The organism is Roseobacter ponti, from assembly GCF_012932215.1.
Classification (GTDB): domain Bacteria; phylum Pseudomonadota; class Alphaproteobacteria; order Rhodobacterales; family Rhodobacteraceae; genus Roseobacter; species Roseobacter ponti.
The window spans coordinates 1,833,408-1,853,356 of sequence record NZ_CP048788.1; the positions used below are offsets into that span (position 1 = coordinate 1,833,408).

The 19,949-nt window shown below is 59.5% G+C and carries 21 protein-coding genes and 1 tRNA gene; 7 read left to right on the top strand and 15 right to left on the bottom strand.

The annotated features are described in order from the left end of the window. Positions 1 to 189 precede the first annotated feature (189 nt). Positions 190 to 759, top strand: coding sequence for a peptidoglycan L,D-endopeptidase MepK (mepK, locus tag G3256_RS08785; RefSeq protein WP_169640459.1), 570 nt, complete (start codon positions 190 to 192; stop codon positions 757 to 759). Between the two features lie 576 nt (positions 760 to 1,335). On the opposite strand, the gene G3256_RS08790 is transcribed toward mepK, so the two are convergent. The 4 genes from G3256_RS08790 to G3256_RS08805 all read right to left on the bottom strand — a co-directional run bounded on the left by G3256_RS08790 (position 1,336) and on the right by G3256_RS08805 (position 5,942). Further along, on the bottom strand, positions 1,336 to 3,516 hold the full coding sequence (locus G3256_RS08790) for a xanthine dehydrogenase family protein molybdopterin-binding subunit (protein WP_169640460.1): 2,181 nt from the start codon (positions 3,514 to 3,516) through the stop codon (positions 1,336 to 1,338). Between the two features lie 2 nt (positions 3,517 to 3,518). Continuing rightward, positions 3,519 to 3,983 carry a (2Fe-2S)-binding protein gene (locus tag G3256_RS08795; RefSeq protein ID WP_169640461.1) on the bottom strand — a complete coding sequence of 155 codons (465 nt, stop codon included), beginning with the start codon at positions 3,981 to 3,983 and terminating at the stop codon, positions 3,519 to 3,521. 298 nt (positions 3,984 to 4,281) lie between these two features. After that, the gene (locus G3256_RS08800; RefSeq protein ID WP_169640462.1) at positions 4,282 to 5,304 is read right to left on the bottom strand and encodes an AbrB family transcriptional regulator; all 1,023 of its coding nucleotides are present in this window, start codon (positions 5,302 to 5,304) and stop codon (positions 4,282 to 4,284) included. Next, on the bottom strand, positions 5,301 to 5,942 hold the full coding sequence (locus tag G3256_RS08805; protein WP_169640463.1) for a GntR family transcriptional regulator: 642 nt from the start codon (positions 5,940 to 5,942) through the stop codon (positions 5,301 to 5,303). The genes G3256_RS08800 and G3256_RS08805 overlap by 4 nt, the downstream gene beginning before the upstream one ends. A 440-nt stretch (positions 5,943 to 6,382) precedes the next feature. Between G3256_RS08805 and G3256_RS08810 the strand changes: the two genes are divergently transcribed. Further along, positions 6,383 to 6,820: a universal stress protein gene (locus G3256_RS08810; protein ID WP_169640464.1), complete on the top strand. Its 438-nt coding sequence runs from the start codon at positions 6,383 to 6,385 to the stop codon at positions 6,818 to 6,820. A gap of 9 nt (positions 6,821 to 6,829) precedes the next feature. Then, positions 6,830 to 8,383, top strand: coding sequence for an alanine/glycine:cation symporter family protein (locus G3256_RS08815; RefSeq protein WP_169640465.1), 1,554 nt, complete (start codon positions 6,830 to 6,832; stop codon positions 8,381 to 8,383). Between the two features lie 154 nt (positions 8,384 to 8,537). On the opposite strand, the gene G3256_RS08820 is transcribed toward G3256_RS08815, so the two are convergent. The 11 genes from G3256_RS08820 to iscR form a co-directional block, all read right to left on the bottom strand. Then, positions 8,538 to 8,614, bottom strand: a tRNA-Arg gene (locus tag G3256_RS08820). A 59-nt stretch (positions 8,615 to 8,673) separates the two neighbouring features. Beyond that, positions 8,674 to 9,894, bottom strand: a complete 1,221-nt coding sequence (locus G3256_RS08825; RefSeq protein WP_169640466.1) for a cysteine desulfurase — start codon at positions 9,892 to 9,894, stop codon at positions 8,674 to 8,676. Next, entirely contained in the window at positions 9,887 to 10,480 is a 594-nt protein-coding gene (locus G3256_RS08830; protein WP_169640467.1) for a YIP1 family protein, read from the bottom strand. The genes G3256_RS08825 and G3256_RS08830 overlap by 8 nt, the downstream gene beginning before the upstream one ends. Then, complete coding sequence (locus G3256_RS08835) at positions 10,477 to 10,962, bottom strand: YIP1 family protein (RefSeq protein ID WP_169640468.1); 486 nt, start codon at positions 10,960 to 10,962, stop codon at positions 10,477 to 10,479. The genes G3256_RS08830 and G3256_RS08835 overlap by 4 nt, the downstream gene beginning before the upstream one ends. Further along, positions 10,962 to 12,242 carry a Fe-S cluster assembly protein SufD gene (sufD, locus tag G3256_RS08840; RefSeq protein WP_169640469.1) on the bottom strand — a complete coding sequence of 427 codons (1,281 nt, stop codon included), beginning with the start codon at positions 12,240 to 12,242 and terminating at the stop codon, positions 10,962 to 10,964. The genes G3256_RS08835 and sufD overlap by 1 nt, the downstream gene beginning before the upstream one ends. After that, on the bottom strand, positions 12,242 to 12,997 hold the full coding sequence (gene sufC, locus G3256_RS08845; RefSeq protein WP_169640470.1) for a Fe-S cluster assembly ATPase SufC: 756 nt from the start codon (positions 12,995 to 12,997) through the stop codon (positions 12,242 to 12,244). Before sufC ends, sufD begins: the two co-directional genes overlap by 1 nt. Before the next feature lie 69 nt (positions 12,998 to 13,066). Further along, on the bottom strand, positions 13,067 to 13,381 hold the full coding sequence (locus tag G3256_RS08850) for a heavy metal-binding domain-containing protein (RefSeq protein ID WP_169640471.1): 315 nt from the start codon (positions 13,379 to 13,381) through the stop codon (positions 13,067 to 13,069). Further along, positions 13,378 to 13,650 (bottom strand): hypothetical protein, encoded by a 273-nt coding sequence (locus tag G3256_RS08855; protein WP_169640472.1) that lies wholly within the window; start codon positions 13,648 to 13,650, stop codon positions 13,378 to 13,380. Before G3256_RS08855 ends, G3256_RS08850 begins: the two co-directional genes overlap by 4 nt. 3 nt (positions 13,651 to 13,653) lie before the next feature. After that, positions 13,654 to 15,192, bottom strand: a complete 1,539-nt coding sequence (sufB, locus tag G3256_RS08860; RefSeq protein WP_169640473.1) for a Fe-S cluster assembly protein SufB — start codon at positions 15,190 to 15,192, stop codon at positions 13,654 to 13,656. A gap of 14 nt (positions 15,193 to 15,206) precedes the next feature. Further along, complete coding sequence (locus G3256_RS08865; protein WP_425501555.1) at positions 15,207 to 16,373, bottom strand: cysteine desulfurase family protein; 1,167 nt, start codon at positions 16,371 to 16,373, stop codon at positions 15,207 to 15,209. 35 nt (positions 16,374 to 16,408) lie between these two features. After that, complete coding sequence (gene iscR / locus G3256_RS08870) at positions 16,409 to 16,882, bottom strand: Fe-S cluster assembly transcriptional regulator IscR (RefSeq protein ID WP_169640475.1); 474 nt, start codon at positions 16,880 to 16,882, stop codon at positions 16,409 to 16,411. 183 nt (positions 16,883 to 17,065) lie between these two features. On the opposite strand from iscR, the gene G3256_RS08875 reads away from it, so the two are divergent. The 4 genes from G3256_RS08875 (at position 17,066) to G3256_RS08890 (ending at position 19,910) form a co-directional block, all read left to right on the top strand. Then, entirely contained in the window at positions 17,066 to 17,719 is a 654-nt protein-coding gene (locus tag G3256_RS08875; protein WP_169640476.1) for an alpha/beta hydrolase, read from the top strand. 4 nt (positions 17,720 to 17,723) lie between these two features. Continuing rightward, entirely contained in the window at positions 17,724 to 17,966 is a 243-nt protein-coding gene (locus G3256_RS08880; RefSeq protein ID WP_169640477.1) for a hypothetical protein, read from the top strand. Further along, a complete protein-coding gene (locus G3256_RS08885; RefSeq protein WP_169640478.1) occupies positions 17,959 to 18,534 on the top strand; it encodes an HD domain-containing protein in 576 nt (191 codons plus the stop codon). Before G3256_RS08880 ends, G3256_RS08885 begins: the two co-directional genes overlap by 8 nt. Positions 18,535 to 18,695: 161 nt before the next feature. Next, positions 18,696 to 19,910 carry an NADP-dependent isocitrate dehydrogenase gene (locus G3256_RS08890; protein ID WP_169640479.1) on the top strand — a complete coding sequence of 405 codons (1,215 nt, stop codon included), beginning with the start codon at positions 18,696 to 18,698 and terminating at the stop codon, positions 19,908 to 19,910. Positions 19,911 to 19,949 lie beyond the last annotated feature (39 nt).

Below are 19,949 nucleotides of genomic sequence, written 5' to 3' on the forward strand. Positions count from 1 at the left end.
CGGTTCCGTATAAAAAGCTCTGCCATCCCGCATTGGCGGTTTTTTGCCTAAAATTAAGCAGAATTAGGGCATTGCGTTTTCACGACTTGGTTAACAATCGTCTCTATGACATACAACTGTTGCATCTGGGACAGAGATGACGAGCCCGTGTAACATCACGGGCCAGGCAGGAACGAGGCATTAATTGCTATGATGAAAGACAGCTCAGCGGGCCTTTCAAGGCGTGCGTTACTGAAAGCTTTTGCCGCGACAACAGTGGTCGCCGCACCAACCTACGCAAACGCAGCAGGTTTTCTCAGAGGATCAGGTGATATCAGGCGGATCCGCATGTATTCGGGTCGTACCGGTGAACGTATCGACATGATTTACTGGATTGAAGGCAAATACGTTGCCGAAGCGGTCAAAGAGGTGAATCATTTCATGCGGGACTGGCGCACCGATGGTGTCAAATCCATGGACCTGCGCACGATCGACATCATGTCGGCGGCGCATAACATGATGGATGCCAATGAGCCCTACATGCTGCTTTCCGGGTATCGCAGTCCGCAGACCAACGCGATGCTGCGCGCACGCAGCCGTCGGGTGGCGAAAAACTCGCTGCACATGCAGGGCCAGGCCGCTGATCTGCGGCTGTCGACCCGGTCTGTCAATCAGATGGCAAAAGCCGCGGCGGCCTGCCGTGGCGGTGGTGTCGGAAAATACTCCGGGTCCAATTTTGTGCATATGGACTGCGGCGTTGTCCGGACATGGGGCCGCTGACACGGTCTGATATCTGATACGATAAAGGCGGCCTGCGGGCCACTTTTTCGGTTTGGGGAGGGGCATTGCGCATTCGCTGCAGGGCGAATGGTGTAGCATCGACAAAACCGCCGGAATCTCTTGCTGACACTGTAATCCGGAATCCGGGGTTTTTTGTGACCGGATGATCTCGCGCAAATTCTCTGTTCTGCCCGATCGGGGCACCCCTGGAAAGGTTCACGACCTGAAGAACCGGCAGTTACCGGCTCCCCGTTGGGAAAGAGGTGCAGATCTCTGAGTTTTGCTGAGAACGGGGCAGCGTCGACGGCGTACCTTCAGATGCACGAACTGAGATTTTTCGATAGTGTTCAGGCTGGCCGGACCAGCGGGGCGCAATCCTTATCATCGCGCAGGATTAACAGCCCAAGGTTCGGGTGCGCTGGCCTCACCGGCAATTCCGAGGCAAAGGTCCGGAACTCTCAGGTCGTCAAACCAACCCTTTCGCCAGCGCAGGTCGGAACCATTGCAAAAATTTGCCGCTTCCCGCTGACGTCGTGGCATGCGGCACCGGGGATACCGGTACCGCATGCAGATGCCTCAGGCGAAAGACACCCCGTTCTCGTTCATCGGCAGGCGGCTGATACGCAGATCGCCTGCGGCCGCGATGGCATTGGCCAGGGCCGGTGCCGCAGGTGGTGTTCCAGGCTCACCGACGCCTGTCGGCGGCTGGTCTGACACCACAATGTGGGTTTCAATGGCCGCAATATCACCGATGCGCAGCGGTTCGTAATCGGGGAAGTTATACTGATCGACCGCGCCGTCAGTCAGCGTGATCCTGTCGCGCATCACGTGCCCGATCCCGTAACCGATCGCGCCTTCCATCTGTGCGCGGATCACATCCGGGTTTACCGCGATACCGCAATCAACCGCGCAGGTCATCTTTTCGATGCGCACGCCGTTTTCCGGATCGCCGGAGATTTCGGCGACCTCTGCCACGAAAGTCCCGAAGGATTTGTGCACTGCAATGCCCTGGCTGCGCCCTTCAGGTGTCTGGCCCCATCCGGCTTTCTCTGCGGCGAGGGTCAGAACCCCGGCCATGCGCGCCTGATCCGGCGTGTCACCGGGCAGATGTTTCAGACGGAAGGCGACCGGATCCTGACCTGCGGCCTTCGCCGCCATATCCATCATCACCTCCATCGCATAGGCGGTGTGGGTGTGTCCCACCGCGCGCCACCAAAGGGTGCTGGTGGCTTTTTCAGTATCGGTCAGTCCGAAATGCGCTCCGGGGATGCTGTATGGCGTATCAGCGGCCCCCTCGACAGAAGAATGGTCCACACCGTTCTGCACGACGATCTGCTCAAAGGCGGTGCCCTTCATAATCGACTGACCGGCGATCCGGTGTTCCCAGCCGGTGATGTCACCCCCGGCACTCAGGCCCACGCGGACCCGGTGCCCGAAGGCGGGACGGTAATAGCCACTGCGGATGTCGTCTTCGCGCGACCAGACCAGTTTCACCGGGCGGGACCGGTCTGTCATGACAAACGCAAGAGCCGCCTCAACCTGATAGTCTGCAGTGGGCGTTGCCCGCCGCCCGAAAGACCCACCGGCGAGCATGGTGTTGATTTTGATCTTTTCCATCGGCAGTTCAAAAATCTGCGCGAGTGCCATATGCGGGCCGGTCGGAAACTGACAGCCGTCGTGCAGCAGAATGCCTCCGTCCGCCGTGGCCTCTATCGTGCAGTTCAGCGGCTCCATCGGCGCGTGAGCCAGCAGCGGAAAGAAAAACGTCTCCTCGACCACAACCGGCGCCGCGTCAATTGCCGCCCGTGTGGCCGCCGCATCAGTTCCGTTGACGTTATACGCGGGCTCCGCATCCAGAGCGGCCATAATTTCCGCTTCAATCTGATCTGAACTGCGTGTCTCGGCTGCACTTCTGTCCCATGTCACCTCAAGCGCGTCGCGCGCCTGCATCGCGGCCCAGGTGTTCTCTGCATAGACCACGACACCGGCACCCTCAGGCAGCACAGCGGCGCTGATGTAGCCTTTGACCTCGCGTGCCGCACTGTCGTCATACGCGGTTGCTCTGGCGCCGCGCTGTTCGGGTCGTGCGATCATCGCGATCATCTGGCCGGGCAGATGCAGATCCATCGCAAAGAGCGCGCTGCCATCTCCTTTGGCTTTACTGTCGAGGCGTCGGACCTCCGGGTTGCCGATCAGACGAAACTCCGAAGGGTCTTTCAGACGTGGTTCCGCCGGGGCTTCCAGTGTCGCTGCAGCAGCGACGAAGTCACCCAGTGGTGCCGCGTTTCCTGCGCCCCGGACCATTCCTTCTTCAAGTGAAAGATCTGCAGGCGCCACACCCCATTCCTGTGCTGCCGCCGTGAGGATCAGTTCGCGCGCCGCCGCTCCGGCCTGCCGGTACTGCAGAAACGAATTGGCCATCGCCGTAGATCCACCGGTGCCCTGGAAGGAGCCGAAGAGAAAGTTTTTATAGACCTGTGCGTCCGAGGGGGCGAAATCAAAACCGATCTGGTCCATGCGGAGCCCGATTTCCTCTGCGATCAGCGTCGACAGACCGGTGGCTGTCCCCTGCCCCATCTCAAAATGCTTCACAATGGCAGTAACAGTTCCGTCCGCACCGATGTGCACAAAGGGATTCAGCTGTGTGGCGTCGGCCGCCGCTGCCAGCGCGCCGTCGGGGCGTATACCGATCAGGAGCGCTGCACCGGTGGCGCCGGCAGCTTTAAGAAATCCGCGGCGGGTTGTTGCATGTGTCATAATCAGGCCTCCAGGATTTCTGCGGCGCGCTGAATGCCGGCGCGGATCCGCTGGTATGTCGCGCAGCGGCAGGCGTTGCCGTACATATAACTGTCGATGTCTTCGGCTGTGGGCGAAGGGTTGCTGCTGAGCAGTCCGACTGCGGACATGATCTGTCCGGACTGGCAGTAACCGCACTGTACGACGTCCAGTTCGACCCAGGCCTGCTGGACGGCGGCGCCGATTCTGTTTTCAGACATTGCTTCGATCGTAGTGACCTCAGCATCCTCCAGATCGCCGATGTAGGTCTGACAGGAGCGCACAGGTTCGCCGTCGACGTGCACAGTGCAGGCCCCGCAGGATGCCACACCACAGCCGAACTTGGTCCCGGTCATTTTCAGCTCATCGCGGATCACCCAGAGCAGCGGGGTTCCTGGATCTGCATCCACCTGATGCGTTTTTCCGTTCAGTCTGAGATTGATCGCCATTTTCGGGGTCCTTCCTCGGGGGTCATGCAATACCTGTCGCAGGGCTTACGCCCACACCGTTTAACATGAGCGTCACCCGGCCCGTTGAAAGGGCAAAGCGCAAAGTTTTTCGCAACCGGCGGTTCTTTGCCATGTGCAGACAGGCGGCGTCTTCTGAAGCCGGAAAGGTGTCGGCTGAAGAAAAACGATCCTGCCGCGTGGATCAGACCGGTGATGCACCCCGTGCGCGGCACCGGATTTTCAGTTCGTCAGGGCGCAGAGCAGATAGTATCGCCGGCCGGACCGCAGGCGACCTGCATCACGGCGCGCGGTCAAAGAGCCTCTGCGCCAGCGGCGCGCCGAGGATCACAACGAAAATCCGCAGCACATGATGGGCCACTACAAAAGTGACGTCAGCGCCGACAACAAGGGCCAGCACTGTAAGTTCCGCCTGTCCGCCCGGGGCAAATGCCAGCAGCGCATCCATGCCCGGCGCCAGACCAGTGCCGTAGATCGCTTCGACAAAGATCACGGTCAGAATCATCAGCAACACACAGAACCCCAGACCTGCGGCAAGGTCGCGGCGGATTTCCTGCATCGTGATGCCCGCGTATTTGCACCCGATGCTCATGCCGATAAAGAACTGAGCTGCCTGAATGGCCTCAGCCGGCGGGCGGTAGTGCAATCCGTCGCCGAGGGTGACAGCTGCGGTCAGAATAAGCGGTCCGAGGATCGAAGCGCCGAATAACCCGATGCGTCTGGCGCCCTGCCAGCCAGCAATGGCACAGAATACCATGATCGTAAGCTCACTCATCGGCACATCTGCAGCCGGCAGGCCCGGCGGGCTGGAAAGATCCGCGTTCCAGATGCCCCTGAGCAGAAACGGCAGGGCCACGACAATCACCAGCACCCGTGTGGCATGTATCAGACTGAGCGCGCGCACACTGGCGCCGGCTTCCTCGCCAAAGACGATCATATCCTGGAGCCCGCCCGGCATGGTCGCGTACCATGCCGTTGGAAAATCATAGCCACAGATCCTGCGGAAATAGGGAACACCGGTCACACCGATAACCCCGACCATCAGGGGCACCATCAGCAGGGTGGGCCACATCGCAGGAAAGAGTGCGAGTGCTTCGGGCGTCATCGTGGCGCCGACGGCCACGCCGAGGATCGTGCGCATGCCGTCATTGAGCCATTTGATGCCGGCCATCGGCAGCCCCGCCAGAGCAGCAAAGAGACAGGCAAATATCGGCCCCAGCAGCCAGGGCAGCGGGATCGACAGAAACTGAAACACCGCCACACCGAGGGCTGCTGTCGCAAAGGCGGACGCAATTCTGATCACGCAGAGACACTCCCCAGCCTGTGCCGCAACGAGGTTTCGAGGTGCGCCCGCGCGGCCGCTGCCGCAGCCGCGCCGTCCCGGGCATGCAGTGCCGTGATGATGTCCCGGTGCTGGCGTACGACCACGTCAATGCGCGCGGGATCGGTATAGGTCGTAGGGCCGAGCAGCAGCAGTGCATTGTTAAGCGCGCGGGCGGATTCCAGCAGGAACCGGTTCCGCCCCGCCAGATAGAGACCGCGGTGAAAATCCTGATTGATCGCAGCCCCTGTTGCCGGATCCTCACGGGAAGCCTCGATGCGGTCATTCATCGTCTCCAGCGCATCGAATTCCGCCGCCGAACCATGCCGTGCAGCCATCTCTGCGGCGGTGGCTTCGAGAACCGCGCGCATTTCGTAAAGCTCGACCAGTTCGGTATGGGCCAGCACCCGGATCACAGCACCGATCCGCGGCCGGTGCTCGACAATTCCGTCACTTTCCAGACGGCGCAGCGCCTCGCGGACGGGCGTGCGCGACAGACTAAGACGCGCGGCGACTTCTTCTTCGCGCAGGCGGTCACCAGGCACAAAAGCACCGTTTCTGAGTGCCATGATGAGCGCGTCATATGCGGCTTCGCCGCTTGATCTGGAAAATTCCGGCATCGGGCATACCCCATTGTATCCCCTTGGATACGAAAACGTAGTTACGTTGTCCAGCCATCAGCGGCGGGCTCGGATTATGACCGGTGGTCCGGCGCTGACTGATGGAATGGCGCGGATGCGGAATGCCTCAGGCGCTTTCATGCTCACTGCTCAGCAGGTCAGCGGAACGTGCCCGAAACCGGACGTGAAAAAGACTTTCAGCCTTACATTGCAAGGCTTTTGCGCAAACCGCACCCTGCCGGAACCCACTTTTGAATCATGATATTCTGGCGCGTTGTCAGGGGGTTATCATTGCGATATGCAAAAAAATGCACATTTTTTATGCAAAAAGGCGTACTCCTGAAGTGTGACGGTGAGTCGGGCAAAACACCCGGCATGCGGTCATCCGGGGATTATGGTGCCCCGGCATTTCGAAACCGGACGACAACACGGGGGACAACATGACAGAAAAAATTGTCATCGGACTTGATGGGACAGACACCGGGGAACGGGCGCTGGCTTTTGCGAAAAACCTGGCATCGCGTCTGGATGCCTGCGAACTTCTGGTCGTTTATGTGATCGAATGGTCGCCGTTTACCTTCCAGACCGCCGAAGAAAATGAACAGCGCCACAAAAGACGTGAGCAGGAAATCGAACTGGCCACCACGCGGATCATTGAGCCGGCGGTGTCCGGCCTGAAGGCTGCCGGCTTTAAGGTCAGCGGATTCGTGCGGCACGGTGACGTTGCCGAGACGCTGAACCGGCTGACCGTCGAGAACGGCGGCTCTCAGATCATTGTCGGGCGGTCATCCGCAGACGGGTTCACCAAGCGGATATTCGGAAGCTCGACGCAGAACCTTGTGATGCACGCTGACGTGCCCGTCACGGTCGTCGGATAGGAGGTGATTATGAAACATATATCCAAATTCTGGCTGGGTGCAGCAGCACTCGGCATTTTCTCAACACCTCTTGCAGCTCAGGAAGCGATGAGTGTCGACCAGAAGGTAAACGAGGTTTTCGCGAATTTTACCGGCCCTTTCGTGAGCCTGATATTTGCGCCTTTTCCGGGCACATCCTTTCCGTGGATTGTGATGTGGCTGGTGATTGCCGCCTCGATTTTCACGATTTACTTCGGCTTTGTTCAGTTCCGTTACTTCAAACACTCGATTCAGCTCGTCAAAGGAGACTATTCCGATCCGGATGACGCAGGCGAGGTCAGCCACTTTCAGGCACTTGCGACCGCATTGTCGGGCACTGTGGGTCTGGGTAACATCGCAGGTGTGGCCGTTGCCGTGGGTATCGGTGGTCCGGGGGCGACCTTCTGGATGATCCTCGCAGGGCTTCTGGGTATGGCATCAAAGTTCACCGAATGTACCCTGGGCGTCAAATACCGCAATGAATACGAGGACGGTACCGTCTCGGGTGGTCCGATGTATTACATTTCCAAAGGCTTTAACGAGCTCGGCCTGCCGGGCGGTAAAATCCTCGCGGTGCTCTTTTCGGTGTTCTGTATCCTCGGCGCGCTCGGCGGCGGCAACATGTTCCAGGCCAATCAGGCCCATGCGCAGATCTCCGGCATTGTCGGCGATTACCCGGGCTGGATTACGGGGATTATCTTTGCGGCAGTTGTTTTTGCCGTGATTGTCGGCGGCATTAAATCCATCGCCAATGTCACTGAAAAGGTCGTGCCTTTCATGGGCATTCTCTATGTCGGGGCGGCGCTGGTCATTCTGCTGGTCAACTACGACATGATCGGCTGGGCCTTCGGTCAGATCTTTGCCGGTGCCTTTACCGGTCTGGGTGTCGCGGGCGGCTTTGTGGGCGCTCTGATCCAGGGTTTCAAACGGGCGGCCTTTTCCAACGAGGCGGGCGTCGGGTCGGCTGCGATTGCGCATTCGGCGGTGAAAACCAAAGAGCCGATCACCGAGGGTTTCGTTTCGCTGCTTGAGCCGCTGATTGACACGGTGGTGATCTGCACGATGACAGCACTTGTGATCATTATCTCGCAGCAGCTGATTGTTGATCCGGAGACGGGCAACTATCTGCTGAACGACGCGGGATCGGCGATTGCCACGGTGGACGGCAATTCAGGCGTGGCGCTGACCTCTGCGGCCTTTGCCTCAGGCATCAGCTGGTTCCCTTACGTGCTGGCCATTGCGGTGGTGCTCTTTGCCTTCTCGACGATGATCTCATGGAGCTATTACGGGCTTAAGGCCTGGACCTATCTATTCGGCGAGGGCAAGGTTACGGAGCTCGTCTTCAAGGTGATCTTCTGCATCTTTATCGTGATCGGTGCGGCGGCGTCTCTGGGTCCGGTGATCGACTTTTCGGATGCTGCGATCTTTGCGATGGCGGTGGTCAACATCTTCTGCCTCTACTTCCTGATGAAAGTGGTGCGCAAGGAGCTTGCCTCTTACACGGCGCGTCTGAAGAGCGGTGAAATCCGCAAGTTCAGTCACTGAATAATACGGACCCCGGCGCGGATGAACTCTGCCGGGGTCTGCCTGTCCGACCTGCGGCCGATACGGGTGTCCGGCATCCGGACCGGTGTCATCGGGAACATCTGGAGGAACCGGATTCCGCGGCCCGTAACTCATAGCGCTTTTTGGGAAAAAATGGCGGACCCTAGAGGATTCGAACCTCTGGCCTCTGCCTTCGGAGGGCAGCGCTCTATCCAGCTGAGCTAAGGGTCCTGCAGGTGGCACGTATAGCCCGCAGCCGTCAGGCCTGCAATTGTAAAATCAACCGCGTGTCAGGCAAAAAGGTCATGCGCCAGTTCCAGCGCATCGACCAGCACATCGACCTCATCCGTGGTGTTGTAAAGCCCGAAGGACGCGCGGCAGGTGGCGGTAAGCCCCATGTGTTCCATCAGCGGCCCCACGCAATGCTGACCGGCCCGCACCGCGACCCCTTTCTTGTCGAGGATCGTCGAGATGTCATGAGCATGTGCCGCCCCGTCGAGCGTAAAGCTGAAGATGGCGGCCTTGTCGGGGGTGGTGCCCTGCATCTGCAGCCAGTTCAGGCCTCCCAGACGCTCGACGGTATAATCGCGCAGCGCGTCTTCATGTGCTGCGATGTTCTGCATGCCCAGACCCATCATGTACTCCAGTGCGACCCCGAGACCGATGGTCTGCACGATACCGGGGGTGCCGGCCTCGAATTTCATCGGCGGATCATTGTAAGAGACCGCGTTTTTGGTCACTTCGCGGATCATGTCGCCGCCGCCGATAAAGGGACGCATCTCGGCCATACGCTCACGCGTGACATAGATCGCACCCGAACCTGACGGTCCATAAAGTTTGTGCCCGGTGATTGCATAGAAATCGCAGCCGATGTCCTGTACGTCCACAGGCTGATGCACCGCGGCCTGGCTGCCGTCGATTAGCACGGGAACACCGCGTTTATGCGCCTCGGCAGTGATGGTTTTCACGTCAACCCTTGTGCCCAGCAGGTTGGACAGGTGTGAAATCGCCACGAGTTTCGTGCGAGGTCCGATGGCATCAATGACCGCCTGCGGATCAAGCGCCCCGGTGGCGTCCACGTCGACCCATTTCAGCACGACCCCCTGACGCTCGCGCAGAAAATGCCATGGCACGATATTGGCATGATGTTCCATGACGCTGAGCACGATCTCGTCGCCGGCTTCCATACGGGGCATCGCCCAGGAATAGGCGACCATGTTGATGCCTTCGGTGGTACCGGAATTCAGAACGATCTCATCTTCGGAGCCTGCGTTGAGAAACTTTGCAATCACGCCCCGCACGCTTTCGTATTTATCGGTGGCGAGATTCGACAGGAAATGAAGCCCCCGGTGCACGTTTGCATATTCGTTTGAATAGGCATTGGTTATGGCGTCGATCACGACCTGCGGCTTTTGTGCCGAGGCACCGTTGTCGAGATAGACCAGCGGCTTGCCGTTCACTTCACGCGACAGGATCGGAAAATCGCCGCGGATTTTGGTCACGTCATACATTCGGGGGTACTCCGATGGCGGCCACGCCGATGATGGAAAAAAGAATGGAGAGGCTGAGCAGCAGACCCATGGTGCCGACGATCAGAACGCCGAAGGCGCGCATCATCGAATTGAGTTTCAACCCGATATTCAGGAAGTGCATAAAAATCCAGAGCGTCGCGACACCGACAAAGAGCATCACGAAACTGGCCAGCACGGGTGAGAGCAGTATCAGCACGATCATCACAGCCTGGGCCACCGTGCGCATCACCTGCAGCCAGATCATCAGCGTCAGCAGATCGCCCATGGTTTCGGCGCCGCCCAGCATGCGCCCGGTCCAGAAGAGCGCGTGCACCATGAGCACAAAGCCACCCGCGATCAGCGTGAAGTACAGGAACGGCGAGGCCAGAAAGGTCTGAAGCTGCTCGGGCACCGGAAAGATGTAATTGGAGAGGGTCGCAAGCCAGGTGTTCACCACCGAGATCACCGCCACAGCGCTCCAGAGTGCCTCACGCGGCCGGGGTCGCGACAGGATCACCGCTGCGGCCTCACCGGGCGCGCGCAGCGTCAGCAGCATCATAGAGGTAAGTGTGGCCGATGCGGTCATCCCTGCCCTTTCTCCGCTGTAATCAGCCCGCCGATCCAGAACCAGCCAAAGACCGACACCCAGATCAGACCGACAATCTGCAACGCCGGTCCCGGACCAATAAAGCCGGCCACAAGGCCGTTGAGCAGAACCACCGGCGAGGCCGCCAGCAGCGCCCAGAACAGTGCGATACGGGCGCCGTAGAAAGTACCTTTTCCGCGCATCAGCTTTGCCGCGATGTGGCTCAGGGCGGCAATGCAGTAAAGCATTAGCGGCGCAAGAAACACCCAGGCCATAAGCGAGGCGCCCATGAGCATGTTGAGCTCCTGGTCGTTGATATGTGCCTCACGGGCGAGCCGGGGCAGCTGTGCCACAAACATCAGCAGACAGCCGGCCATCAGATAGGCCAGAGCGCGGTCTTCACGCTCGCCGCGCGCCAGCAGCCGGCGCACAACCTTGCCCGGCCCTGTATAGGTGGCCGGAATGTCGCGTGTCACCGGCATCAGCTGCGATGCCGTTCCAGCCAGCCGCTGAGCAGGCCGTTGATCTCGTCGCGCAGCGGCTCATCGTCGATTTCCTCGACCGCTTCCGACAGAAACGCAAGCGTCAGCAGATCCGTGGCGGGCCCCTCAGGCACCCCCCGCGAGCGCATATAAAAGAGCGCATCCTCATCGATCGCGCCCGAGGTGGACCCGTGCGAACAGGCCACATCATCAGCATAGATCTCAAGCTCGGGTTTGGCGAGAAACTGGCTGTCGTCATCCAGCAGCAGCGACTGGCTGATCTGATAGCCATCGGTTTTCTGAGCGCCGGCTTTGACGAGGATTTTGCCCTGGAAGACACCCGTGGCACCATTGCGCAGCACCTTTTTGAACACCTGACGGCTCTCGCAGTTCACCGCATCATGGGTAATGAAAACCGTGTCGTCATGATGGAAATCACCGTCGCCCACGCAGGCGCCGGCCACATGGGCCACGGCGTCATCACCGGTCAGCTCAATCACGCATTCATTGCGCGTCAGCACGCCGTTCACGGTGAGTGTGAAGGATTTGAACGTACTCTCGGTGCCGAGGCGGGTGAAGATATGCGTGGCCGCGCGGCGTTCATGATCCCTGCCCTGCGCGCGCACATGATGGAAGGTCGCGTGGTCGGCAACATCGACTTCCATCACTTTGTTGAACCGCGCCGCTGCGGGCCCGTTTTCAATCACTGTGATCCCGGCGCCCTCATCGAGCCGGATTACATGATGAAGAATGGCATCCGACGTCTCGGAGTTATGGCGATATGTCAGGTTTACCGGCTTTTCAGCCCTGCCCGTCACATGGATCAGAATGCCATCGGGTGCAAAGGCGGTATTCAGGGCCGCGAGGGGGCGTTCCACCGGTTTCTGCCCGCGTGCCTCAAGACGTCCGTAAAGATCCTGTGCCCAGTGAATATCAGCGCCTGCTTCAGCCAGACGTTCGATCACGACGCCCGACATCGCCAGATCATCGGAGGCGTCGGCGTCAAAGACACCATCGACAAACACGATGTTCAGCCGGTCGATTTCGCTGAAAACCGGTGGCTCTTCATTACTGAAAAGGGCCGCGGCGGGGGCGTCTGCCTGCACCAGCGTATCGGGACGCGTATACTTCCAGTACTCATCGCGCCGCGTGGGCAGCCCCATTGCTGTCAGCCGGTCGAGCGCCTCGCGCCGGGGCGCTTCGGCCCAGCCACCCCGGGGCAGCGTCAGGGCCGCGAGCCGGTCTTCGGTGGCCGTGCGTTTCAGTGCAGCATCTGCCATTACGCCACCTCGGCAAGAATGCCGGCATAGCCGTTGTTTTCGACCTCGAGGGCAAGGTCCGGCCCCCCGGTTTTCACGATTTTGCCGTCTGCCATGATATGCACCACATCGGGTTTGATGTGATCAAGCAGACGCTGGTAATGGGTGATCACGAGAAATCCGCGGCCCTCGCTTCGCAGCGCATTGACGCCCTCGGCCACCAGTTTCATTGCGTCCACATCAAGCCCGGAATCGGTTTCGTCAAGGATGCACATCTTCGGCTCAAGCATTGCCATCTGCAGAATTTCATTGCGCTTTTTCTCGCCGCCTGAGAAGCCCACGTTTACCGGGCGCTTGAGCATATCCGCGTCAATCTTGAGCTCTTTCGCACGGGCGCGCACGACTTTCAGAAACTCCGCTGCTGACATTTCTTCCTCGCCGCGCGCTTTACGCTGCGCATTCACTGCGGTGCGCAGAAAGGTCATATTGCCGACCCCGGGAATTTCGACAGGATACTGGAATGCCAGAAAGAGACCGGCTGCGGCGCGCTCTTCAGGCTCCATCTCCAGCACGTCCTCGCCCTCCAGCGTGACCGTGCCATCGGTGACTTCATAGCCATCTTTGCCCGAGAGCACATAGGACAGCGTCGATTTACCCGAGCCGTTTGGCCCCATGATCGCGTGGACTTTGCCGGCTTCGATCTCCAGATCGACGCCTTTGAGGATCTGCTTGTCCTCTTCTTCCAGTTTGACCTGCAGGTTCTTGATGCTCAGCATGTTTCGTATCCTGTTTTTGGTTTCGCATCGGGCGAAAGCGTTCTCTGTCAGTGTGTTAAGTCTGTTTGTTCAGGTGATTGTCACAGCGGTGCCAGAGACTGACACCATCAGCATGCTGTCCCCAATCACCTCGTAATCAAGATCAATGCCGACAACAGCATTGGCCCCGAGTGTCGCCGCGCGTTCTTCGAGTTCGCGCATAGCCTCGTCGCGGGCGTCTTTGAGTTTTGACTCATAGGCGCCGGAGCGACCGCCGATCACATCGGTGACGGAGGCAAAGAAATCACGCACGATATTGGCACCCATGATCGCCTCGCCGACGACGATGCCTTTATACGCGGTGATCGGGTGACCCTCGATCGTGTTGGTGGTTGTCACAATCATTGCTTCGTTCCGTCTTCTTCATCCACGGGTGCAAGACCGCGACGGTTCGACGACAGGAACACCAGGGTTCGGAGTGCCGCCAGTGTCATCGCGCCACCGATTGCGAGAGCAACGGTCAGATCAGGCAGAAAGATCAACCCGATCACCGCGCCGATCACAGCTCCGAGCAGTGCGGCCACGGCCATAGCCCCCGCGACGCCTTTCGGGCCAGGCGGCTCCTGCGGCGGCATCTCGGGTCCGAGATCGTGTTTGTCGGGTTGAATGCCCATGCCTCAGCCCACCGATCCTTCGAGTGAGATCGCCACCAGCTGCTGCGCTTCCATGGCAAACTCCATCGGCAGCGCCTGCAGCACGTCTTTGCAGAAACCGTTGACTACCAGCGCCACGGCTTCTTCCTCGTCCATACCGCGCGATCGGCAGTAAAAGAGCTGATCGTCGTCTACCTTGGAGGTCGTCGCCTCGTGCTCTACCCGGGATGAATTGTTGCGCACCTCGATATAGGGCACCGTGTGCGCCCCGCACTTGTCGCCGATCAGAAGGCTGTCGCACTGGGTGTAATTGCGCCCTTCTTTGGCTTTGGGGTGCATCGAGACGAGCCCGCGATATGTATTCTGTGCCTTGCCTGCCGAGATCCCCTTGGAGACGATGCGCGACTTGGTGCGCTTGCCCAGGTGGATCATCTTGGTGCCGGTATCGGCCTGCTGCATATTGTTGGCGATGGCGATGGAATAAAACTCGCCCTGGCTGTCGTCGCCGCGCAGGATGCAGGAGGGATATTTCCATGTCACCGCAGAGCCGGTTTCGACCTGGGTCCACATTACCTTGGCGCGGTCGCCGCGGCAGTCGGCGCGTTTGGTCACGAAGTTATAGATGCCGCCCTTGCCGTTTTCATCGCCCGGATACCAGTTCTGCACGGTGGAATATTTTACCTCCGCGTCTTCCTCGACGATGATCTCCACGACAGCCGCATGCAGCTGCGCGATGTCGCGCTGGGGTGCGGTGCAGCCTTCGAGGTAAGATACGTAAGAACCCTTATCCGCGATGATCAGCGTGCGTTCGAACTGGCCGGTGTTTTCGGCATTGATGCGGAAATAGGTGGAAAGCTCCATCGGGCAGCGCACGCCCGGTGGCACGTAGACGAAAGAACCGTCAGAGAAAACGGCCGAGTTCAGGGTCGCATAATAGTTGTCGGAGACCGGCACGACGGTGCCGAGATACTTCTTCACCAGCTCCGGATGTTCGCGGATGGCCTCGGAGATCGAGCAGAAAATAACGCCTGCCTTTTTCAGCTCTTCCTGAAAAGTCGTGCCGACAGAGACAGAATCAAAGACCGCATCGACAGCCACTTTGCGCGGCTCGTCGCCGAGCTCTTCGGCGCCCTCGACACCTGCGAGGATCATCTGTTCTTTCAGCGGGATGCCCAGTTTCTTGTAAGTTTCCAGAAGCTTGGGGTCCACATCGTCCAGCGATTTCGGTTTCACTTCCATCGATTTCGGACGCGCGTAGTAATACTGGTCCTGGAAATCTATTTCCGGATAATCGACCATCGCCCATTTGGGCTCTTCTTTTTGCAGCCAGCGCTCATAGGCGGCCAGACGCCATTCGGTCATCCATTCCGGCTCTTCGTTCTTTTCCGAAATCAGACGCACGATGTCCGGGCTCAGCCCTTTTGGCGCATATTCCATCTCGATGTCGGTGGACCATCCGTACTTGTACTTGCCGCCAACCTCACGGACGGCATCGACCGTCTCCTGATCAACGCCTTCCTTGACCTGTACGTCAGCTGCGTCTGCCTGGTCGAGTGCTGCCATGTCTTCCTCCGGTCTCACGCCGCACGGGCGCGGAATTTCTCTTCTCTTTTCAGCCATGCCTCAGCGAACCTGAGCACGTCTTTTTTTGTCGTCTCCAGCCCCAGCGATACGCGGATCGCACTGGCGGATGTCTCATCGTCAAATCCCATAGCCCGAAGCACGGCGCTTGCCCGGACCTTGCCGCTTGAACAGGCAGATCCGGCGCTGATTGCGAAGCCGGCCAGATCCATCTGAATGACCTGTGCCTCGCCTTTCCAGCCCGGGGTCGCAAAACAAATCGTGTTCGGAAGGCGTGTCGCCTCTTTCCCGACAAAAATAGTTGTCTTTGCGCCGGCTGCAAGAGCGTTTTCTAGAATCTTTCTAAGTTCAGCCACTTCGTCCCACCGTCCGGCGGCCACATCGCGGGCCGCGGCCTCGGCAGCGGCCCCGAAACCGGCGATACCAGTAATGTTTTCGGTGCCCGACCGGCGGCCCATTTCCTGCCCGCCCCCGCGGATAATGGCCTGCGGATCTTCAGACGTGAAATTGATCAGTGCGCCGACACCCTTCGGGCCGCCCATCTTATGGGCCGAGAGGATCATATAGGACGGTCGCCTGTCGCCGTCATAGACCACCGGCATTTTGCCGGCCATCTGCGTGATGTCACAGATCACAGAATAAGGGACTGTGCCGGCGCGCGCGGCGTTGACTGAATTGTCCGCCACGACCTTTGCGGCCGCCGGCATGACCCCGGTTTCGCTGTTGGCGGCAGACATCGCCACAAGTGCGACGGGGCCGCGGTCAGGCTGCCAGGCCGCGTCTGCCCGCTGTGTGATAAAGGTGGTGAAGGCTGACGCGCCGGACGCGGAAAGCGCGCCATTCCTGTCATAAAGGGAGGCCAGTGCTGCGTCGCTCCAGACCGCCAGACAATCATGTTCCGTCGGCAGTGCGGCAAAGAACCCGCCATGACGGTGCTTCTGAGCGACGGCAAGGGCTGCGGCCTCGGTGGCGCTTCCGGTAAAGATGACCTGGTTGGGGGCGCACCCGACGAGGTCCGCGACCTGACTGCGCGCCCGCTCCATCAGAGCTTTGGCAGCGCGACCTTCTGCATGCACGGATGCCGGATTGCCAGGCAGGTCCATGGCCTCACTCATCGCCTGCCGGGCTTCGGCGCGCAGCGGAGTAGTCGCGTTGTGGTCCAGATAGGTGCGCGCGCTCACGTCATTCCCCGGTGTTTTCAGGCATCGGCGCTGGTATCATCAACCAGCTCGAAAAGATGCGGGACCGCCGGACAGGGCGCAAGTTCGTTTGCGATCACATCCGAGAGGCGGGTCTGGTGCAAAAAGACGTAGACATGCGCGCTCAGGCCTTCCCAGAGGCGGTTTGTCAGCGATTGCGCACGGCTGCCCGAAGCGCCGCCCGAAGCACCGGCCCCTTTGTGCATCGCATTTACGGTTTCATCGACCGCCCCGAGGATATCGACCACGCGTATGTCGGATGCGCTGCGCGCGAGGCGATAGCCGCCCCCCGGCCCGCGCACCGACGTGACCAGATCAGCTCGGCGGAGTTTGACAAAGAGCTGTTCCAGATAGGGCAGCGAAATCGACTGGCGTACCGCGATGTCGCCCAGCGACACCAGCCTGCCATCGGGCTGCAGCGCGATATCGGCCAGTGCGACCATTGCGTATCTGCCCTTTGTCGAAAGCTTCACGGTGGCCACCCTCCCCGTTCAGTGCGTGCCCCGCCATGTGATTGACGCGGCGCGTTAAAATGCCTACATCCGGAACTCGCCCGCGTGACACACGCGCAGCCTGAATATTAGAACCGTTCTAAGGTGCCTGAGTGAATTCGTCAAGAATGCACAGTGTACCCGGACACCAGCACAGGGACGCACATGCCCGAGGTCATTTTTCCCGGACCCGAAGGCCGCCTAGAAGGCCGCTATCACCCGCAAAAAGAACGTGACGCACCGATTGCGATCATCCTGCACCCGCACCCGCAGTTCGGCGGCACGATGAACCACGTGATCGTGCACCGCATGCACTACGCATTTTATAACATGGGCTTCACGGTGCTGCGGTTTAATTTCCGCGGGGTCGGGCGCAGCCAGGGCGAATACGATCAGGGTATCGGCGAGCTCAGCGATGCCGCCTCCGCCCTCGATTACCTGCAGTCGATGAATAATAATTCCAAGCATTGCTGGGTCGCAGGTTTCTCTTTCGGCGCCTGGATCGGTATGCAGCTTCTGATGCGCCGGCCCGAGATCACCGGTTTTATCTCGGTGGCGCCGCCTGCCAATATGTATGATTTTTCGTTTCTGGCGCCCTGCCCGGCATCCGGCCTGATCATCAACGGCACGGCCGACCGCGTGGCACCGCCGGCCGATACAGAGGCGCTGGTGGGCAAGCTGCATGAACAGAAGGGCATCACCATAACCCATGAACAGGTTGAGGGCGCCGGGCACTTCTTTGAAGAGCCGCATCTGGATACGCTGATCGATACCTCGACCAGTTATGTCAAACGCCGCCTGACCGAAACATCAAGGTAAGCTCATGGGTATTGTCGAAGACGTTGCAGATGAACTGGCGACGCAAAGCCTCGTGATCATCAACGCCACCGGCGATGATGCTTTTGTGGCAAAGGTCGCCGAAGCCATCGGCGGCTCTTCGCAGACCATGGAAGAAGCCTATCTGACTGCCGTGCGGGTGCGCCGCGCCGAACAACGCGCGCGCGAACTTCTGGACAGCCTGCAGGCGCAGATCCCGAAACAGCTGGCCGCGCCCGGCAATGACTGACCGGCTAGACCGGCAGATTGCCTTTCTGTCAGAAGCCGACAAACTGAAATCCGTATTGCGCGCCTCGCGCCTGCACGACAACTCCCGTTTCGAAAACTCTGCCGAGCACAGCTGGCACATCATGCTTTTCGCGCTCGTGCTCGCCGATCAGGCCGGCCCCGGGGTGCGTATCGACCGGGTGCTTCGCATGTTGCTTCTGCACGATACTGTTGAGATCGACGCCGGTGATAATCCGATTCACGGCACGGTCGATCAGGCAGCGGTGGAAGCGGCGGAGCAGGCCGCGGCTGACAGGTTATTCGGTCTGCTTCCCGCAGACCAGGAGGCCGCGTTCCGGGCGCTCTGGGAAGAGTTTGAAGCCGGTGAAAGCGCCGATGCTGTGTTTGCGAAATCGATAGACCGCGTGCAGACACCGCTGGCCAATCTCGCCAACGGTGGCGGGTCATGGACGGAATATGACGTCAGCTTTGAACAGCTCGAAGCGCGTGTAGGCCGACCTGTGCGGCGCGGCGCCCCTGCCCTCTGGGACTGGCTGACGCCGCGGTTGCGGGCATTTTTCGATACCTGACGGTCTTTGCGCGAGGGTGCCCTTATATTGTTCAGCCGCGGGTCTGGGGCGGGACAGAGCGGCTCTAAGGGCAATGTATACGTTTGCATACCGTTTTCACGCGCAGCAATCTGCGCTACACCGCCCCCAGCGAATCCCCTTCCCCGGCACAGGAGCCCCCCATGACCCGGATAAAGGTAGAAAACCCCATCGTAGAACTCGACGGCGACGAAATGACCCGGATTATCTGGGACTTCATCAAGCAGAAGCTGATCCTGCCCTATCTCGATGTTGATCTGAAATACTATGACCTGGGCATCGAATCCCGGGATGCGACGGATGACCAGATTACTGCCGATGCCGCTCATGCGATCAAGGAACATGGTGTCGGCGTAAAATGCGCGACCATCACGCCGGACGAGGCGCGGGTCGAAGAGTTTGGTCTGAAGCAGATGTGGCGCTCGCCTAACGGCACGATCCGCAACATCCTCGGCGGCGTGATTTTTCGGCAGCCGATCATCTGTCGCAACGTGCCGCGCCTTGTGCCGGGCTGGACCAAACCGATTGTGGTTGGTCGGCACGCCTATGGTGATCAGTACCGCGCGACGGACTTCAAATTCCCGGGTAAGGGCAAGCTGACGCTGAAATTTGTAGGCGAAGACGGCGAGGTTATCGAGCGCGAGGTGTTTGACGCGCCTGACAGCGGTGTCGTGATGGCGATGTATAATCTCGATAAATCGATTATCGATTTTGCCCGTGCGTCGCTGAATTACGGGCTCAGCCTTGGCTGGCCGGTGTATCTCTCGACCAAAAACACGATTCTCAAGCAGTACGACGGGCGATTCCTCGAACTGTTCCAGCAGGTGTTCGACGAGGAATTCAAAGAACAGTTCGAGGCGGCGGGCATCTGGTATGAGCACCGGCTGATCGACGATATGGTCGCGTCTGCGATGAAATGGTCGGGCGGATATGTCTGGGCGTGCAAGAATTACGACGGCGATGTTCAGTCAGACACGGTGGCCCAGGGCTTTGGCTCTCTGGGGCTGATGGCTTCTGTGCTGATGACGCCGGACGGTAAAGTGGTCGAATCCGAGGCCGCTCACGGGACGGTCACACGCCATTACCGTCAGCATCAGAAAGGCGAGGCCACATCCACCAACTCCATCGCGTCGATCTATGCCTGGACCGGCGGGCTCAGGCATCGCGCCAAACTTGACGACAACACACCCCTTATGACCTTTGCGCAGACGCTGGAGAAGGTTGTTGTGGATACGGTCGAAAGCGGGTTCATGACCAAGGATCTTGCACTATTGGTGGGCCCTGATCAGCCCTGGCTTACGACAATGGGCTTTCTTGAGAAGATCGACGAGAACCTCAACAGGTCACTGGCCGGGTAAGGATCAGAACCTCTGCACGGCGCAGGACAAAGGGCAAGG

Coding starts and splice junctions, on each gene's coding strand:
- sufB (WP_169640473.1), bottom strand. CDS start 15,192: ATGGCAGCACTCGACCAGGCAGACGCAGCTGACGTACAGGTCAAGGAA.
- G3256_RS08805 (WP_169640463.1), bottom strand. CDS start 5,942: ATGCCGGAATTTTCCAGATCAAGCGGCGAAGCCGCATATGACGCGCTC.
- sufD (WP_169640469.1), bottom strand. CDS start 12,242: ATGGCAGATGCTGCACTGAAACGCACGGCCACCGAAGACCGGCTCGCG.
- sufC (WP_169640470.1), bottom strand. CDS start 12,997: ATGCTGAGCATCAAGAACCTGCAGGTCAAACTGGAAGAAGAGGACAAG.
- G3256_RS08830 (WP_169640467.1), bottom strand. CDS start 10,480: ATGACCGCATCGGCCACACTTACCTCTATGATGCTGCTGACGCTGCGC.
- G3256_RS08875 (WP_169640476.1), top strand. CDS start 17,066: ATGCCCGAGGTCATTTTTCCCGGACCCGAAGGCCGCCTAGAAGGCCGC.
- mepK (WP_169640459.1), top strand. CDS start 190: ATGATGAAAGACAGCTCAGCGGGCCTTTCAAGGCGTGCGTTACTGAAA.
- G3256_RS08790 (WP_169640460.1), bottom strand. CDS start 3,516: ATGACACATGCAACAACCCGCCGCGGATTTCTTAAAGCTGCCGGCGCC.
- G3256_RS08825 (WP_169640466.1), bottom strand. CDS start 9,894: ATGTATGACGTGACCAAAATCCGCGGCGATTTTCCGATCCTGTCGCGT.
- G3256_RS08880 (WP_169640477.1), top strand. CDS start 17,724: ATGGGTATTGTCGAAGACGTTGCAGATGAACTGGCGACGCAAAGCCTC.
- G3256_RS08850 (WP_169640471.1), bottom strand. CDS start 13,381: ATGATTGTGACAACCACCAACACGATCGAGGGTCACCCGATCACCGCG.
- G3256_RS08835 (WP_169640468.1), bottom strand. CDS start 10,962: ATGCCGGTGACACGCGACATTCCGGCCACCTATACAGGGCCGGGCAAG.
- G3256_RS08795 (WP_169640461.1), bottom strand. CDS start 3,983: ATGGCGATCAATCTCAGACTGAACGGAAAAACGCATCAGGTGGATGCA.
- G3256_RS08885 (WP_169640478.1), top strand. CDS start 17,959: ATGACTGACCGGCTAGACCGGCAGATTGCCTTTCTGTCAGAAGCCGAC.
- G3256_RS08855 (WP_169640472.1), bottom strand. CDS start 13,650: ATGGGCATTCAACCCGACAAACACGATCTCGGACCCGAGATGCCGCCG.
- G3256_RS08890 (WP_169640479.1), top strand. CDS start 18,696: ATGACCCGGATAAAGGTAGAAAACCCCATCGTAGAACTCGACGGCGAC.
- G3256_RS08815 (WP_169640465.1), top strand. CDS start 6,830: ATGAAACATATATCCAAATTCTGGCTGGGTGCAGCAGCACTCGGCATT.
- G3256_RS08810 (WP_169640464.1), top strand. CDS start 6,383: ATGACAGAAAAAATTGTCATCGGACTTGATGGGACAGACACCGGGGAA.